The organism is Kribbella sp. NPDC050820, from assembly GCF_040653975.1.
In the GTDB taxonomy this organism is placed as follows: Bacteria; Actinomycetota; Actinomycetes; order Propionibacteriales; family Kribbellaceae; genus Kribbella.
Genome location: NZ_JBFAHB010000019.1, coordinates 85,958 through 102,043 on the forward strand (window position 1 = coordinate 85,958; position 16,086 = coordinate 102,043).

20 protein-coding genes are annotated in these 16,086 nt (G+C 69.2%); 8 read left to right on the plus strand and 12 right to left on the minus strand.

Annotated features, from left to right (window positions below; translation table 11 throughout):
* Positions 1–1,026: a permease gene (locus AB0H36_RS19000; RefSeq protein ID WP_360524422.1), complete on the plus strand. Its 1,026-nt coding sequence runs from the start codon at positions 1–3 to the stop codon at positions 1,024–1,026.
* Positions 1,023–1,727 (plus strand): TIGR03943 family protein, encoded by a 705-nt coding sequence (locus tag AB0H36_RS19005; RefSeq protein ID WP_360524425.1) that lies wholly within the window; start codon positions 1,023–1,025, stop codon positions 1,725–1,727. The genes AB0H36_RS19000 and AB0H36_RS19005 overlap by 4 nt, the downstream gene beginning before the upstream one ends.
* On the opposite strand, the gene AB0H36_RS19010 is transcribed toward AB0H36_RS19005, so the two are convergent.
* Together AB0H36_RS19010 and AB0H36_RS19015 are read right to left on the minus strand one after the other, a co-directional pair.
* On the minus strand, positions 1,711–2,814 hold the full coding sequence (locus AB0H36_RS19010) for a serpin family protein (protein WP_360524428.1): 1,104 nt from the start codon (positions 2,812–2,814) through the stop codon (positions 1,711–1,713). The genes AB0H36_RS19005 and AB0H36_RS19010 overlap by 17 nt on opposite strands.
* Before the next feature lie 16 nt (positions 2,815–2,830).
* Positions 2,831–3,928, minus strand: a complete 1,098-nt coding sequence (locus AB0H36_RS19015; RefSeq protein ID WP_360524431.1) for a serpin family protein — start codon at positions 3,926–3,928, stop codon at positions 2,831–2,833.
* A gap of 33 nt (positions 3,929–3,961) precedes the next feature.
* Here AB0H36_RS19015 and AB0H36_RS19020 point away from each other — a divergent pair, with 33 nt between their 5' ends.
* Positions 3,962–4,597: a flavin reductase family protein gene (locus AB0H36_RS19020; RefSeq protein ID WP_360524434.1), complete on the plus strand. Its 636-nt coding sequence runs from the start codon at positions 3,962–3,964 to the stop codon at positions 4,595–4,597.
* On the opposite strand, the gene AB0H36_RS19025 is transcribed toward AB0H36_RS19020, so the two are convergent.
* Complete coding sequence (locus AB0H36_RS19025) at positions 4,583–5,485, minus strand: EamA family transporter (protein ID WP_360524437.1); 903 nt, start codon at positions 5,483–5,485, stop codon at positions 4,583–4,585. The two genes, AB0H36_RS19020 and AB0H36_RS19025, sit on opposite strands and share 15 nt — an antisense overlap.
* Before the next feature lie 73 nt (positions 5,486–5,558).
* Between AB0H36_RS19025 and AB0H36_RS19030 the strand changes: the two genes are divergently transcribed.
* From AB0H36_RS19030 to AB0H36_RS19050, 5 genes are all read left to right on the plus strand, one after another.
* Positions 5,559–6,467: a LysR family transcriptional regulator gene (locus AB0H36_RS19030; RefSeq protein ID WP_360524440.1), complete on the plus strand. Its 909-nt coding sequence runs from the start codon at positions 5,559–5,561 to the stop codon at positions 6,465–6,467.
* Positions 6,468–6,616: 149 nt separating this feature from the next.
* Positions 6,617–8,557 carry a cellulase family glycosylhydrolase gene (locus AB0H36_RS19035; protein WP_360524443.1) on the plus strand — a complete coding sequence of 647 codons (1,941 nt, stop codon included), beginning with the start codon at positions 6,617–6,619 and terminating at the stop codon, positions 8,555–8,557.
* A gap of 63 nt (positions 8,558–8,620) precedes the next feature.
* Complete coding sequence (locus AB0H36_RS19040) at positions 8,621–8,770, plus strand: hypothetical protein (protein WP_360524446.1); 150 nt, start codon at positions 8,621–8,623, stop codon at positions 8,768–8,770.
* A 19-nt stretch (positions 8,771–8,789) separates the two neighbouring features.
* Positions 8,790–8,996, plus strand: coding sequence for a hypothetical protein (locus tag AB0H36_RS19045; RefSeq protein ID WP_360524449.1), 207 nt, complete (start codon positions 8,790–8,792; stop codon positions 8,994–8,996).
* A 24-nt stretch (positions 8,997–9,020) separates the two neighbouring features.
* Positions 9,021–9,506 carry a hypothetical protein gene (locus AB0H36_RS19050; protein ID WP_360524452.1) on the plus strand — a complete coding sequence of 162 codons (486 nt, stop codon included), beginning with the start codon at positions 9,021–9,023 and terminating at the stop codon, positions 9,504–9,506.
* Here the strand turns inward: AB0H36_RS19050 and AB0H36_RS19055 are convergent.
* The 9 genes from AB0H36_RS19055 to AB0H36_RS19095 all read right to left on the minus strand — a co-directional run bounded on the left by AB0H36_RS19055 (position 9,484) and on the right by AB0H36_RS19095 (position 16,034).
* Positions 9,484–10,257 carry a pentapeptide repeat-containing protein gene (locus AB0H36_RS19055; RefSeq protein WP_360524455.1) on the minus strand — a complete coding sequence of 258 codons (774 nt, stop codon included), beginning with the start codon at positions 10,255–10,257 and terminating at the stop codon, positions 9,484–9,486. The two genes, AB0H36_RS19050 and AB0H36_RS19055, sit on opposite strands and share 23 nt — an antisense overlap.
* Entirely contained in the window at positions 10,241–11,362 is a 1,122-nt protein-coding gene (gene prfB / locus AB0H36_RS19060) for a peptide chain release factor 2 (RefSeq protein ID WP_360524458.1), read from the minus strand. Before prfB ends, AB0H36_RS19055 begins: the two co-directional genes overlap by 17 nt.
* Positions 11,363–11,454: 92 nt before the next feature.
* Complete coding sequence (locus AB0H36_RS19065) at positions 11,455–11,877, minus strand: Tad domain-containing protein (RefSeq protein WP_360524461.1); 423 nt, start codon at positions 11,875–11,877, stop codon at positions 11,455–11,457.
* Positions 11,874–12,338: a hypothetical protein gene (locus AB0H36_RS19070; protein WP_360524464.1), complete on the minus strand. Its 465-nt coding sequence runs from the start codon at positions 12,336–12,338 to the stop codon at positions 11,874–11,876. The genes AB0H36_RS19065 and AB0H36_RS19070 overlap by 4 nt, the downstream gene beginning before the upstream one ends.
* Positions 12,335–12,685, minus strand: a complete 351-nt coding sequence (locus AB0H36_RS19075; RefSeq protein WP_360524467.1) for a TadE family protein — start codon at positions 12,683–12,685, stop codon at positions 12,335–12,337. Before AB0H36_RS19075 ends, AB0H36_RS19070 begins: the two co-directional genes overlap by 4 nt.
* A gap of 44 nt (positions 12,686–12,729) precedes the next feature.
* Positions 12,730–12,927, minus strand: coding sequence for a hypothetical protein (locus tag AB0H36_RS19080; protein ID WP_360524470.1), 198 nt, complete (start codon positions 12,925–12,927; stop codon positions 12,730–12,732).
* A gap of 14 nt (positions 12,928–12,941) precedes the next feature.
* On the minus strand, positions 12,942–13,868 hold the full coding sequence (locus tag AB0H36_RS19085; protein ID WP_360524551.1) for a type II secretion system F family protein: 927 nt from the start codon (positions 13,866–13,868) through the stop codon (positions 12,942–12,944).
* A 28-nt stretch (positions 13,869–13,896) separates the two neighbouring features.
* Entirely contained in the window at positions 13,897–14,757 is an 861-nt protein-coding gene (locus tag AB0H36_RS19090; protein ID WP_360524473.1) for a type II secretion system F family protein, read from the minus strand.
* Positions 14,757–16,034, minus strand: coding sequence for an ATPase, T2SS/T4P/T4SS family (locus AB0H36_RS19095; protein ID WP_360524476.1), 1,278 nt, complete (start codon positions 16,032–16,034; stop codon positions 14,757–14,759). Before AB0H36_RS19095 ends, AB0H36_RS19090 begins: the two co-directional genes overlap by 1 nt.
* Positions 16,035–16,086: the final 52 nt, after the last annotated feature.

Genomic DNA, 16,086 nt, shown 5'->3' on the forward strand with positions numbered 1-16,086 from the left:
ATGACGGCCAATCCGACCGCCCCGCCCCCCGTCGACTCGCCGCCGCCTGACGCGGAAAACAAGGAGTCCACCGGCTCCTCGATCGCGTTCACCGCAACGCTGGTCCTGCTGGTCGTGCTGGCCCTCTTCGGGCGGAAGATCTTCGCCGGCTGGTTCACCGACGACGGGATCCGGACCTGGGCGACGATGTTCGTCGGGGTCACCGTCCAGGCGATGCCGTTCCTGGTCCTCGGCGTGCTGCTGTCGGCCGCGCTGACCGCGTTCATCCCGGCGTCGTTCTTCGCGAAGGCACTGCCCAAGCACCCGGCCCTCGCCGTACCGGTCGCCAGCGCGTCGGGCGTCGTACTGCCGGGCTGTGAGTGTGCGTCGGTGCCGGTGTCGGCGGCGTTGATGAGCCGCGGGGTGACACCGGCGGCGGCGCTCGCGTTCCTGCTGTCCGCGCCGGCGATCAATCCGGTGGTCCTCGCGTCGACCGCGGTCGCGTTCCCGGGGCAGCCGAAGGTGGTGGTCGCTCGCGCGGTGACGTCGCTCGGGGTGTCGATGATCCTCGGCTGGCTGTTCCTGGCGACCGGCAAGGGCGCGTCGTGGCTGCGGATGCCGAAGAACCGGCACGCGGAGGGCACCGGCAAGTTCGACGTGTTCCGGTCCGCGATGCTGCACGATTTCCTGCACGCGGGCGGGTTCCTGGTCATCGGCGCGGCCGCGGCGGCCACGCTGAACGTCGTCGTACCGCGGAGCTGGCTCGACCACGTGGCCGGCAACCTGCTGCTGTCCGTGGTCGTGCTCGGGCTGCTCGCCGTACTGCTGGCGATCTGCTCCGAGGCGGACGCGTTCGTGGCGGCCAGCCTGACGCAGTTCTCGCTGACCGCGCGGCTCGCCTTCATGGTGGTCGGGCCGATCGTCGACGTGAAGCTGATCGCCCTGCAGACCGGAACCTTCGGCCCGAGGTTCGCCGCCCGGTTCGCCCCGGCCACCTTCGTGGTCGCAATCCTGGCCAGTCTCCTCGTGGGGTGGTGGTTGCTGTGAAGCGCAACGTTGCCGGTCTGGTGATCGTGTTCGTCGGGGCCGCGGTGGTGCAACTGGCGACGTCGAACACCTATCTGCGGTACGTGAAGCCGGGGATGCGCTGGATGTTGCTGGCGGCCGGGCTGATCCTGATCGCGCTCGCGGTGTTCGACGTACTCGCGGACACGCGGAAGAAGAAGCCGGTGGACGACGGGCATGGCCATCACGGTCTGCCTCGGGCGGCCTGGCTGCTGCTGATCCCGATCTTCGCGTTGCTCGTCGTCGACCCGCCGGCGCTCGGCGCGGACGCGGCGCAGCGGCAGTCTCCGGTCGCGGCCAAACCGGCTGATCCGAAGAGCAACTCGTGGCTGTCGAACAACTCCCAGGGCAACGCCCCGGTGGCGCTCGCGGTCCGCGACTACGCGGTCTGGGCGGTGTGGGAGAAGGAGAGCATGAAGGGCCGCGCGTTCCAGCTGACCGGCTTCGTCACCCCGGCGAAGAACGGCACCTGGTACGTGACCCGCATCGGCCTGACCTGCTGCGTCGCCGACGGTACGGCGTTCATGGTCGAGGCGCGCGGCCAGGCCGCCCCACCGAAGAACCAGTGGGTGACCGTCACCGGCCAGTGGGCCGAGCCGACCAAACGCGCCGACGGCGACGTCGCCGCCCTCACGGTCGAGACGGTCAGCCCGGTGACCGCACCGGCTAACCCCTACGAGTAGGTCGTACGGCCTCCCGGTAGGCGTCGGCCGCCACCCACCCGGCGACCACCGGAATGCCCGTCGGGCGGTGGACTGCGATGAAGCCGAAGGGCCGGTCGAGCTGCACGAACAACGCCCGGCCGACCAATGCCTTTCGGGACAGTGCCATCGCGACCGCGGTGACGGCGGCCGCCTTGAAGCCGCGCGCCGAGAACTCCGCCATGACTGCTTGCTTCGCGTCCGACACGCTCAACGGCACCGGGCTCAGACCGGGGAAGTGTCCCCTCCTACCGTCCGTTGCGGTCGCCAGTCCGAACGTCTCCGCTTGCTCCAGCAGATTGTGCGTTGCGGTGATCTCGAAGTACGGCAGGGAGAGCTGCACGGTCGGTTCGGGCGTGGTCGTCTCGATGATCTGCACCGCGGGAGACTCCGCCCCGCGCAGCAGCTCCGCAGCCCCGACGCCCTCGCCAGTCACCTGAAGAGCGGCAGTCAGTACTGCGGCACGCGGTCGATCGGGTTGGCCGACGGACAGCCGGACGTCGAACTCCCCGGTGCCGCGCACGGTCACGATGGTCAGCGGACCGGCGGCGGTGTCGAACCGGCCGATCGTGTCCAGGTCGGGATCCGAGCGGCTCAACCAGCGCCTCTGCGTACCGCCCACCGGGTGCGAGCGGCCCAGGAACGGGCGGACCCACGCCATCTCCAGGGCGAGCGCGGACGCGAGGAGCAGCAGCAGGTCCGACGTCAGCTCGATCGGCATGCGCTGGAGCAGACCGCCGGTCTGTTCGGCCACCCAGTCGTCCAAAGCGGCCTGGTCGGTCAGGGTACGACGGACCTCCGGCGGGATCAGGTGGTCGAGATCCGGCTGGAGCGGGAGTCCCGCGCGGGTCCAGAGCCCCAGGGCCATCCGGAGTTCGGGTGTCTGCAGCAGGCCGTCGTACGGGCCGCCGGCGGCCTCGGCGAGCTCGGTGCGGGCGGGCTCGTTGGCGACCTCGGCGAGGATCGCGAGCAGGGGCCAGACACCGAGACCGGAGACGACCGTGCTGTCTTCCCCGGGCAGTTTCTCGATCCAGCGTGCGGTCAGCCGACCGACTTGGTGAGCGTCCACGGTTCCATGGTCGCGCCTAGGAGTAGTTCACCCACCCCGCGACGACCGGGATCCCGGTCGGGCGGTGGACGGCGATGAAGCCGAAGGGCTGGTCCAGGGACACCTTCAGGGCCTTGCCGCCCGGCATCGGCGCGGACCCGGCGGCCATCGCCATCGCGGTGACCGCGGCCGCCTCGAAGCCGGTCGCGGAGAATCGCGCCATCACGGCCTGCTTGGCCTGACTGACCGCGAGCGGGAACGGACTCAGCCCGGGGAAGTGCCCGGTCGACGTGTCCATCGCCGACGTCAGGCCGAACACCTCGGGGTGCTCGAGCAGGTCGTGCTCGGCGTCGATCTCGAAGTACGGCATCGACAGCACCACGGTCGGCACCGGCGACATCGAGTCGATCACCTCGACCGCCGGCGCCGGCCGCTCCCGCGAGAACAGGCGCTTCCACCGCGAGGACGGCGCATCGGCCAGCAACTCGGCCCCGCTCACCCCGTCACCGGTGAGTTCAAGCGCAGCAGCCAGTACGGCGCCCCGCCCGCTACCGGGCTCGCCTGCGACGAGTCGTACGTCGAACTCGCCGGTCCCGACGACCGTGATCACGGTCAGCGGGCCGGTCGGGCCGTCGTACACCTGGAGGCTGTCGAGGTCCTGGTCGGCGCGGCTGAGCCAGCGCCGGTCACCCCGCGGGTACTCGTTGAACGGCAGCGCCCACTTGGTCTGCAACGCGAGCGCGGAGGCGAGCACGAGCAGTACATCGTCGCTGAGCTGGATCGGCATCCGCTTCAACAGACCACCGGTCTGTTCGACCACCCAGGCGTCGAGGGCCTCCTGATCCGTCAGCTGTCCGCGGACCTCCGGCGGCAGCAGCCGGTCCACACCGGGCTGCAACGGGATCTCCGGCCGGGTCCACAGGCCCAGGGCCATCCGGAGCTCGGGAGTCTGCAGCAGACCGCCGTACGGCCCGCCGGCCGCTTCGATCAGTTCGTCGCGGGCCGGGCCGTCGGCCAGCTCGGCGAGGATCGCGAGCAGCGGCCGGACGCCGAGCCCGGAGATGACAGTGCTGTCCTCGCCGGAGAGCGTCTCGATCCAGCGAGCGGTCAGGCGACTGACTTGGCGTGCGTCCACTCACACATCCTGGCCCATCGACGTTCCATCTTCGTGAAGCGCACTGTTGAACCCAAGGTCCTCTACTTCGGCACACCGGTCGTCCTGATCAGCTCCAGCAACCCGGACGGAACCACGAACCTCGGCCCGATGTCGTCCGCCTGGTGGCTCGGGTACACCGCGATGCTCGGCATGGCCACCAGCTCCCAGACGGTCAAGAACCTCACCGAGCGCCCGGAATGCATCCTCAACCTGGTCGACCCGGCCATGGTCGCGGCACTCGACCGCATCGCGCTGCTGACCGGGTCGCAGCAGATGTCCGACGCCAAGCGGGCTCGCGGCTACCGCTACGAGCCGGACAAGTTCGCCGCCGCCGGACTGACCCCGGACCCGGGTTCGCTGGTCGACGTCGACGCCGTACAGGAGAGTCCGATCAACCTGGAGGGCCGGATCGAGGCGATCCACGACATCGGCGGACCGGACTCACACCTGGTCGCGCTGGAGATGAAGGTCGAGCGGGTGCAGGTTCGCGAGGACCTGCTGATGAGCAACGACCGCTACATCGACCCGCTGCGCTGGGACCCGCTGATCATGAAGTTCACGGAGTACTTCGCCGGCGGCGCACCGGCGTACGCGTCCTCGCTGGCGCGCGGCTGGCAGATGCCGCCGATGGCGCTACCGACTCACTAGCTCGAGTTCTTCGCCGGACTCCGCCGCCTTGCGCGGGGTCCGGCGGACGACCGTGCAGGCCATGCCGCCGATGACCAGGACCGTCGCGATCGCCTGCTGCACACCGACCTCCTCGCCGCGCAGCAACCACGCTGCGGCCATCGCGACGATGGGCACCAACAGTGAGAACGGCGCCACTGTGCTGGCGTCGTACTGGCGCAGCAGGTAGCCCCACACGCCGAAGCCGAACAGCGTCGCGACGTAGGCGAGGTAGCCGATGGCACCGATCCCGCTCAGGTCGATCGTTGCCAAGGCATGCAGGTCGGCCTCCACCCCTTCGGTGAGCAGCGACAGCACGAGCAGCGGTACGACGGCCACCGCGCTGACCCAGATCATGAAGCGCAACGTGTCCTGCGGCTTCGCGTAGCGCGTGATCGTGTTCGAGACACCCCAGGAGGCGCCGGCCACGATCACCAGGAACAGTGCGCCCAGCGGTGCGGACAGCCCGCGGTCCAGCATGATCAGCGCCATCCCGCCGCACGCGATCGTGATCCCGGCGATCTGCGCCGGCCGCGGCCGTTCCCGCAGTACGGCGATCGCGAACAGGACCGTGAAGATCACCTGGCATTGCAGCACCAGCGACGCCAGCCCGGCCGGGACGCCGTGGTCCATCGCGATGAACAGCAGGCCGAACTTGGCGACACCGAGGGCGAGCCCGACGCCGATGACGTAGCGCCACGGTACCGGCGGCCGGCCGAGCAGGAAGATCGCCGGGACCGCGGCGAAGAAGAACCGCAGCGCAGAGAAGAACAGCGGCGGGAAGCTTTCCAGGGCGACCTCGATGACGACGAAGTTCACACCCCAGACAAGGACGATGGCCAGGGCGAGGAGCAGGTCACGAGGTTTCACACGATCCAGTCTTGGTGGGACTACACTTGAGGACCAGCACCGATTCGTACGGGGTTCACTGTAGGAGTGCTACATGATCGATCTGGGCCGGCTCCGGGCGCTGCATGCCGTGTCGCAGTACGGGTCGGTCAACCGCGCGGCCGAGGTGCTCGGGTACACGCCGTCCGCGGTCTCGCAGCAGCTGGCGAAGCTGGAGCGGGAGACGCGGACCGTGCTGGTCGAGCGGCGTGGGCGCGGGATCGTGCTCACCGATGCCGCCGTCCAGCTGGCCGCGACCGCCGCGCGGATCCTCGAGTTGGTCGAGGACGCCGAGCTGACGCTGGAGGAGCAGCGCGGCCAGGCGATCGGGACGCTGCGGCTGGCGGCCTTTCCGACCGCCGCGCGCGGGCTGCTGCCGAACGCGTTGGCCCAGTTGGTGCACGAGCATCCGGGGCTGGACATCCGGGTCACGGAGACGGATCCGTTCGAAGCCGTTGCCGCGGTCAACCGTGGAGAGCTCGACATCGCGGTCGTGCACGACTGGCACAACACGCCGCTCAGCCTGCCCGAGGGGTTGTCGCGGGTGAAGCTCGGCTCCGACCCGGCGGACGTGCTGGTCCCGGCGACGCATCGGCTGGCCGGCAAGGAGTTCGTCCGGGCGGAGGACCTGGTCGGCGAGCGCTGGATCTGCCAGCCGGCCGGCTCGATCTGCCACGAGTGGCTGATGCGCACGATGCGCCGGGCCGATGTCGAGCCGGATGTCGCCTACTCGGTCGCCGAGTACCAGACCCAGCTCGCGATGCTTGCCCGCGGCATCGGCATCGGCCTGCTGCCCCGGCTCGGCCGGGGCGCGATCCCGGACGGCGTCGTCGTCATCCCGCTGCAACCCGCCCCGAGCCGCCGCCTGTACGCCGTCTGGCGCACCACCACCTCCCGCCGCCCGGCCATCACCGTCACGCTTGCCACCCTGAAATCCACCTGGCCGCACCGAACCACCGCTTGACCCGCGGGCGTGACCCGTGATCGGTTGTGATCACATCGCGCGACCGGTTGACAGCGCTCCGCGCCAGACGCTACGTTCCGGTGAACTAATAGGAAACCTTCCTAACCATCCTTGCTCCGTCCCCGCCCCGACGCAGTAGGAGGCAGTTCATGATCCGCTCCCTGGCGGCCGGCGTTCTGCTGGCCGCATCAGCCCTTCTCCCGACCACGCCGGCGTCCGCGGCCCCCGCCGTACCGAGGGCCGTCGTCCCCGTGGACGCCGTACCAGCCGCTGACACCCCGGTCTCGATCAACGGGCAGCTGCGTGTCTGCGGCACCAAGCTCTGCAACCAGCACGGCCAGCCGGTCCAGCTGCGTGGCATGAGCACGCACGGCATCCAGTGGTACTCCCAGTGCGTCAAGACCGCGTCCCTCGACGCGCTCGCCTACGACTGGAACGCCGACATCCTGCGCATCTCGCTGTACGTGCAGGAAGGCGGCTACGAGACCGACCCGCGCAGGTTCACCGACATGGTGCACAACTACATCGAGGAGGCGACCCGGCGCGGGATGTACGCGCTGGTCGACTGGCACCAGCTCGACCCGGGCGACCCGAACTACAACCTGTCCCGGGCCAGGACCTTCTTCACCGAGATCGCCGACCGGCACAAGAACAAGAACAACATCATCTACGACATCGCCAACGAGCCGAACAACGTCAGCTGGGCCGGGATCAAGTCGTACGCCGAGCAGATGGTGCCGGTGATCCGGGCCAAGGACCCCGACGGCGTGATCTTCGTCGGCACCCACGGCTGGGCCTCGCTCGGGGTCTCCGACGGCCGCAGCGAGACCGACATCGTCAACAACCCGGTGAATGCGTCGAACCTGATGTACACGTTCCACTTCTACGCGGCGTCGCACAAGCAGGAGTACTTCGACGCCCTGTCCCGGGCCGCGGACAAGATCCCGCTGTTCGTCACCGAGTTCGGCACCCAGACCTACACCGGTGACGGCGGCAACGACTTCACCTGGTCGCAGAAGTACCTCGACTTCCTGGCCAGCAAGAAGATCGGCTGGACCAACTGGAACTTCTCCGACGACTTCCGCTCCGGCGCGGTCTTCAAGCAGAACGTCTGCGCGGGCAACACCTTCACCGGTACGTCGGTCCTGAAGCCGGCCGGCGTCTGGGTCCGGGACCGGATCCGCACCCCGGACGCCTTCGAGAGCCCCGCGGGGACGATCGACGTGGACACGGCGGCCGAGCTGAAGTCCGCGCTGACCAGCGCCAAGCCCGGTGACACCATCAAGCTTGCCGACGGCACCTACATCGGCAACTTCAAGACCACGGTCGCCGGCACCTCGTCCGCGCCGATCACGCTCACCGGCTCGGCTCGCGCCGTACTGAAGGCCAACGGCGGCGGCTACGGCCTGCATCTCGACGGAGCGTCGTACTGGAACGTTCGAGGCGTCACCGTGACGGGCGGCCAGAAGGGCATCATGATCGACCGCGCGACCCGGGTCACCGTCGACGGCGTCACCGTGCACGGCCTCACCATGGAGGGCGTTCACTTCCGCAACAGCAGCACGTACGGCGTGATCCGCAACTCCCGCATCTACGACACCGGCAACGACGGCCGTGGGATGGGCGAAGGGGTGTACGTCGGCAGCGCGGGCGGAACCTCGGACAAGTCCGACTACGTGCAGATCCTGGACAACACGATCGGGCCGGACGTCGGCGGCGAGGCGATCGACCTCAAGGAGGGCACCCGCGGCGGCCGGGTCGCGGGGAACAGCTTCGACGGCCGCGGGCTGACCGGCGCGAACTACGACGACAGCTGGATCGATGTCAAGGGCAACAACTACGTGATCGAGAACAACACCGGGAAGAACACCACGAACAACGGTTTCGAGACCCACACCCAGCAGTCCGGCTGGGGCTGCGGCACGGTGTTCCGCGGCAACAGGTCGGACCTGACCGGCGCGACCGGCAGCGGCCGGTACGCGTTCAACATCACCAACTACAACGCCTCCACCTGCAAGGTGACCATCGACCGCAGCAACACGGTCACCGGGGGCCGCGCGCTCACCAACCCGGGCATCCCAGTCAGCTGACCGCCCCTCAACTGCTGGGACCGACGAGGGCACGGAGCTTGGGCTCCGTGTCCTCGTCCAGTCGTGCTCGCCCAAGTGGTCCGCGAGCGCGGCCCGGTAGCCGGAGAGTTCAGCACGACAGCCGGGTACGGCGAGACGGCGTCGAGCACCTTCTGGATCGCCCAGGGCAGTGCCCACGCACTCGCCGGGCGCCGGGCGCCGGGCCGAGCCTGACGCCGGCCAGCGTGTAGAGGTGGTTACGCTCCTGCCGGTCGAGGGTGCAAGCGTGCTCGAGACCGCCTCCAGCACCTGCGCCGACACGTTGATGTCGCGACCCTGCTCGAGCCAGGTGTACCAGGTGACGCCGACACCCGCGAGCAGCGCCACCGCCCTGACCATCACCGCGATCTCCCTCCTGATGACCCCAGTGACCGACCAACTGCGCACCACACGCGACTGACCGCCGGTCACGTAAGATCCGCCCATGCGGCGCGTGCTGTCCAGGGTCGGCTCTGCCGCAGTCAGCCTGATATATCTCGTGATGGCTGTGTTCCTCCTCGGCCTCGCAGTCGCCGACCTCCCTGACAGCCTGCGGGCAGCGCGCAACGAAGGCCTCCCCGGCACGTTCACCACGATCCGCAAAGAGTGCCGGCCGTGGTGGGCGAAGGGCGGTGGTTGTACCTACTTCGGCGACTTCACGAGCAGTGACGGCAAGGTTCGCCTGACCGACGTGCCGTTCGAAGGCGACTCCGGTGAGGTCGGCGAGAACGTGCCCGCCCAGTACGTCGGCACGGCAGACCGGCCGTCGATCCACGGGTCCGCCTCGAACGAGTGGGTGTTCGTTGCGGCGCTCGGCCTCGGAGCGGCCGGCTACCTCAGCTGGCGAGGTTGGCGTGGATGGCGAGCATGGCGTGGGTGGCGGCTCGTCCGGACACGCCGGCGGGCAGTCACCAGTGCGACGGGCGAGTGACTGCCGTCGGCAGCATGGTCGAGTGATTGCCGCGGGCGGCGTTGAGTTGGGACTGGGTGAGGAACAGCGCACCGGTGAGGTCGGCGCCTCGGAGGTCGGCGTCGCGGAGGTCGGCGCCGATCAGGTCGGCCTGGCGGAGGTCGGCGTCGCGGAGGTCGGCGCCGATCAGGTAGGCGCCGCGCAGGTTGGCCTTGCGCAGGTCGGCGCCGCGGAGGCGGGCGCCGATCAGGTCCGCGCCGCGGCGTTCCTTCTTCTTGCTCTGCTTCCCGCGGACGCGCTGGCTCGTCTTCAGCAGGATCTCGTTGACGGCTGCGCGTTCTGCGGCCACGTCGACCGTGGTGAGGTCCGCCGTACGACGGACCTCCTCGACGCGGGCGATCGCCGTACGCACGTCTGCTTCAAAGACCTTGTACTCAAGGGCTTCCGTGAGGTACCAGAGCAGCTCGTGGAGCTGGCGCAGGATGGGCAGGGCCGCGAACATCTCCTGCCCCGGCTGGTCCCGCCAGCTCTTGCCCGCGCGGCGGGAGATCTCCTGGCCCGCGCCGAAGCAGTCGTACACGGTGCAACCCGGGAAGCCCGCCGGCCGTAGCTTGCTGTGGATCGAGCAGCGGAAGTCCTCGCTGAGGTTCGGGCACGGGTCACCGGCGGGCTTGTCGATCGCGAAGTCCGCCGACTTGCTGAACGTCAGCGCGACGCAGCAGAGGCCGAAGCAGTTGCTGCAGTCGGCCCGAAGGTCAGTTCTGCTCAGCAACCGTCTGGCCGGTCCGGCGCCAGCGGATGCCGGCCTCGATGAACTCGTCGATCTCACCGTCGAAGACACCGGAGGTGTTGCCGGACTCGTACTGCGTCCGCAGGTCCTTCACCATCTGGTACGGGTGCAGCACGTACGACCGCATCTGGTCACCCCACGAGCCGGCCACGTCGCCGCGCAGCGCGTCCAGCTGGGCCCGCTCCTCGGCCTTCTTCAGCGCGAGCAGCTTCGCCTTCAGGATGACCATCGCGCTGGCCTTGTTCTGCAGCTGGGACTTCTCGTTCTGGCAGGACACCACGGTCCCGGTCGGGATGTGGGTGATCCGGACCGCGGAGTCGGTGGTGTTGACGCTCTGGCCACCCGGACCGGACGACCGGTACACGTCGATCCGCAGCTCTTCCTCGGGGACGTCGATCTCGTCGGTCTGCTCCAGCACCGGGACCACCTCGACCGCGGCGAACGAGGTCTGCCGGCGGCCCTGGTTGTCGAACGGCGAGATCCGGACCAGCCGGTGCGTGCCCGACTCCACACTCAGCGTGCCGTAGGCGTACGGCGCCTTGACCGCGAACGTGGTCGACTTGATCCCGGCCTCTTCGGCGTACGACGTGTCGTAGACCTCGGTGCCGTATCCGTGCCGCTCGGCCCAGCGCAGGTACATCCGCTGGAGCATCTCGGCGAAGTCCGCCGCGTCCACACCGCCCGCGCCGGAACGGATCGTGACCAGCGCCTCGCGCTCGTCGTACTCACCGGACAGCAGCGTGCGGACCTCCAGGGACTGGATCGCCTTGGCCAGCGAGCCGATCTCCTTCTCGGCCTCGGCCAGGCTGTCCGCGTCGTTCTCCTCGCGGCCCAGCTCGACCAGCACGTCGAGATCGTCGATCCGGCTGCGCAGCGCGGTCACCCGCTCCAGGTCGGCCTGCAGGCTGGACAGCCGCGAGGTCACCTTCTGCGCGTTCGCCTGGTCGTCCCACAGGTCGGGCGCGGCGACCTGCTCGCCGAGGTCGGCGATCTCTTTGCGCAGGGCGTCGAGATCGAGCACCTTCTCGATCGAGGTCAGCGTCGCGTCGAGCTGCTTGAGCTCAGCGTCAAAATCCAGTCCAGCCACAACCAAGCAGACTACCCGCTAGTCGCTGCTTGCCGTTAAAAGGCCGTCACGCGGGACTGCCACGGAGCGTACTCGGCCGACCACTCCGTCCGTCAGCGGAGGGGAACGACGGCGGAGGCCTCGGCGGCGATGTCGGCCGAGCCTTGCCAGTCGGGAGGCTCGAAGGGGAGGTCGACGGTCGAGGTGAGGCGGACGGTGACCGTGGTGCCGGTGACGTCGGCGGACCAGTCGAGGTCGTCGAATCTGTTGCCGGCGGCCACCTGGTCGAGGTACTCCGCGGTCAGCCGGCGCGCCTGGTCCGGGTCGAGCTCGGCGTTCCCGCCGGCCGCGGGCTGGGAGTAGATGGCGGCCAGGCCGTTCGCCGCCGCCAGTACTGCGCCGTCCGCGGTCGCGTCGAGGTCCCGCCGTACCAGGAAGACCTTCGAGATGTCGGTCACCACGACGATCATCAGCAGGATGACGGCCATGAAGCCGATGATCAGGACGGTCATCTGGCCCTGCTCGTCGCGCTTCATCCGTCGCCCTTGGCTTCGCGGTAGTCGCCGTACGGCTCGGTGTGGGAGGCGCTGATGTGTACTGCGGGAGGCTCGCCACCGAGCGCGTCGGGGATCAGGGGCAGTCGTACGGCGGTGTCGAGCGTGACCGTGACGGTCGAGCCGGGCTCCAGGCAGGCGGGACTGCAGCTGATGGACAGCTCGTCCGGGCTCAACTCCATGCCCTGGTCCTTCATCGCGAGCCGCGCCGCCTCGAACGCCCGCCCGCGCGCCTCGTCCTCCGACAGCCCGGCCGGCACGATGACGAACGCACGCCCCGCGGCCCGGGTCGCCGCGGTCGCCCCGTAGGACGCCCGCTGTACATCGAACACCGCCAGCATCACGTAGACCAGCGGCACCATCAGCAACAGCGCCAGCCACGAGAACTCCACGACGGCACTCCCGCGCTGATCCCGCGAGGCCACGGTCCGCCGGAGCGTCATTCGCCGGTCTCCTTGACCGCGTGGCCCTCGATGGTGAAGCTCATGCCGGGTCCCCACAGCCCGAGTGGTGGCATGTGTGCCTCCACCACGACCCGTACGCCCGGCTGCCCGTCGACGTCGACTTCCTCGGCCGTCACCGCGTCGATCAGCTGGTCGTTCACCACCCCGTCGACCAGCTCCCGCGTGCGCGCTTCACCGTCGGCCGGCTCCCGGTTCAGCACGGCGGCATAGTGCGCGCCCTCCGACGCCGCAGCCGCCACCGTGTTCCGCACGTACAAATACAGCCCGACCTGCAGTACGCCGAGGAACAGTGGCACCACGAGCATCGAGACCAGCACAAACTCCACCACCGCACTCCCCCGCTCGCCCCGCCGGCGAGGTTTGGAGGCGGTCACTTGTTCGTGACTGAGCTCAGGGCGTCTTGGAGCATCTTGGACAGCTGGGGACCGGCAACCGCCCAGATGGCGACGACGAGGCCGGCGGTCATCACGGTGATGAGGACCCAGCCGGGGACGTCGCCGCGTTCCTTGCGGGCGGGGCGCGGGGTCAGGACCAGCGCCACGAACAGTTTCGTCAGCAGTGACTGCATCAACTCTCCTCAGTTCATCCGGCGATCAGCCGGATTCCGACAGCGCCTGGGTAGAAGGCGAAAGCGATCGTCACCGGCAGCACCAGGAACACCACCGGGATCATCATGGCGACCTCGCGGCGGGCGCCGGACTCGATCAGCTCCCGTCGCCCGGCCTCACGGATGTCGCCCGCCTGGGCCCGCAGTACGTCGGCCAGCGGGGTACCGCGCTCGAGTGCGACGGCAAGCCCGTCCGCGAACCGCGACAACGCCAGCAGGCCGGTCCGGTCCGCGAGTCCGTCGAGCGCGCGGACGAGCGTCTCACCTGCACGGGTCTCGCCGAGGACACGTTTCAGCTCCTCGGCGAGCTCTCCACGGCAGGACCGCGCGACCCGGTCGAGCGCAGCCGCGGGTCCCTCACCCGCGGCCACCGACAACGCCAGCAACTCGGCCACGGTCGGCAGCTCCTCGAGCAGTCGCCGCTCGCGTCGCCGTACCTGCGTTGTCAGATAGGTGTCGCGGGCAAGCACTCCGATGACGCCGAGCAGGGCACAGAACAGAAGCATGCCGACCGGGTTCCCGGCGCCCACGGAGAGCGCGACGATCGAGACCACGAGCCCGGCGCCGAAGCAGGCGGTCCCCCACAGCAGTTGCTCGATCCGGAACTCCTCGACCGTCCGGTCGATCCCGGCACGCGACAGCCGACGGCGGATGGACGCTGCCCCACCGAGCAGTCGCTCCAGTCGCGTCGCGCCCGCCCGCAGGGTCGGTCCGAACAAGCGCAGGATCGCGTAGAACGGCGACCCGGAGTCGGCCACCCCGAGAAACACCTCGCCGCCGAGGTCCCGAAGGTAAGGCCCGACCCGCTCATCCACCGAAGGCTTCCGCAAGAACGGCAACCGCCGCGCGACCACCAGCAGCCCCAGCCCGAACACCCCACCGAGCACAGCCCCCAAGACCATCGGGCTCACGGCAACCACCGTCCACTGTTCATCGGAGGACCCTTTCGGGCGTGGGAAGGCGAGCGATGCGGAGCATCACGCGGTACGCGACGAGGCAGACCAGAGCGCCGGTGGCGATGATGAGGGCGCCGACCGGGGTGTTGTAGCGCTGGATGACGTCCCCCTGGAAAGACAGCAGGGCCAAGACCAGCCAGGGCGCAGCGACGGCAACGCGAGCGCCGTTGACGGACCAGGACTGTCGGGACTCCAGCTCGGACCTGGTACGAGCGTCGTCGCGCAGGAAGGTCGACAGCGAACGCAGCAACCGGCCGAGATCACCACCGCCTACCTCGCGGGCGATCCGCAGCGCCTCGACGACACGGTCGCCGACCGGATCCGCCAACCGCGCCTTCAACCGGTCCAGCGAGTCCGCGAACCGTCCAGTCGACGCGTAGTCCGCACCAAAACGCCGGAACGGTTCGCGCAACGGCAACGGCCCGCGCTCACCCACCTGGGCCAGCGCCTCCGCCAGCGACAACCCGGCACGCACCGCGGACGCGATGTTGTCCACCACGTCCGGCCACAGCTCACGGAACTCGGCAAGCCGCCTCCGCGCCCGGCTCCGCAACAGCGCGACCGGCAGCCAGCCCGCCATCAACCCGAACACCGCGCCGACCGGCCAAGCACCCGACACCACGAACATCAGCACGCCGCCGACCACCCCAGTGATCACGCACGCACCGATGAACGCACCAGGCGTGACACCCTCGACGCCGGCACTCGCAAGCAGCTCCCGGCTGCGCGAGATGAGCCGCCCTTCGCCGGCCGACTCCTCGTCCGCAGGCGCCACGAACGTCCAGATGATCAGCAACAGGCCGATCCCGAAGAACAACCCCAGCAGGAGCCCCATCAGCTCACCCCGCGCGGCAACTCGGTGAGCAACCCGGCCACGTTGTACCCGGCCTGCTGGAACCGCTCCGGATGCGGCAGATGCCCCTCGGCCCGCCGCAACGTCCCCTCGTACGTCCCGAACAACGTCTCCGTCTCGATCGCCTGCTCCTCGATCCGCCCGCTGACCGCCACGATCTCCCGCACCCGCCGCTGCCCGTCCGCCCCGATGCCCAGATGTACGACGAGATCCACGCACCCAGCCACGGTCGGCAGCACGAAGCGACTGCCGATGTTCTCGCCGGCCAGCAGCGGCAACGTGCACATCTTCGTGAGCGCCTCCCGCGCCGAGTTCGCGTGGATCGTGCACATCCCGGGCAGCCCGCTGTTCAGAGCGAGCAACAGATCCAGGCACTCCTCACCACGCACCTCGCCGACGATCACCCGGGACGGCCGCATCCGCAGCGACTCCTTGACCAGGTCGCGCAGGCGCACCTCACCGGTCCCCTCGAGACCGGCCTGCCGGGTCTGCATCGACACCCAGTCGGGAATCGGCAGCTTGATCTCGAAGACCTCTTCGCAGCTGATCACCCGCTCGCTGCCCGGGATCGACCCGGCCAACGCGTTCAGCATCGTCGTCTTGCCGGCCTGCGTCCCGCCCGAGACCAGGATGTTCAGCCCGACTGCGACCGCGGCGTCCAAAACGGCGGCCGCGTGCGGGGTCAGCGACCCGAGCGCGACCAGATCGCTCAACCGCGTCGCCCGGACCGTGAACTTCCGGATGTTGATCGCCGCATGTTTGTGGGTGATGCCGCCCAGCACGACGTGCACCCGGCTCCCGTCCGGCAACCGCGCATCCGTGAACGGCTGCGACACGTCGATCCGCCGCCCGGTCGACTTCAGCATCCGCTCGACCAGGTCGCTGACCTCCTCCTCGGTCAGCACGGTCGTGGTCAGCTCGTGCCGGCCGTCCCGGGCGATGAACACCCGCGACGGCTCGTTGATCCAGATCTCTTCGACGGCCGGGTCGTCCAAGTAGCGCTGCAGCGGGCCGAATCCGGCGACCCGGTCGTGCACCTCCCGGCTGACCGCCTCCAGGTCGCCGATCGGTGGGACCACACCGGTCAGGCTGCGTTCGTCGTACTCCCGGACCACTGTCGCGACGATGCGGTCGACCGCGGCCGGGTCACGAAGCGGATCGATGCCTTCGCGGCGTACGACGTCGCGCACCTGGGCGTCGATCACCTCGACGACGCCGTCCCAGCCCGACCGGCGCGTGGCGAGTCTGTCGGCTGTCATCGGTCTCCCCGTATGTCCCGTCTGGCAACCACTCGATCACCATGCGCGACCA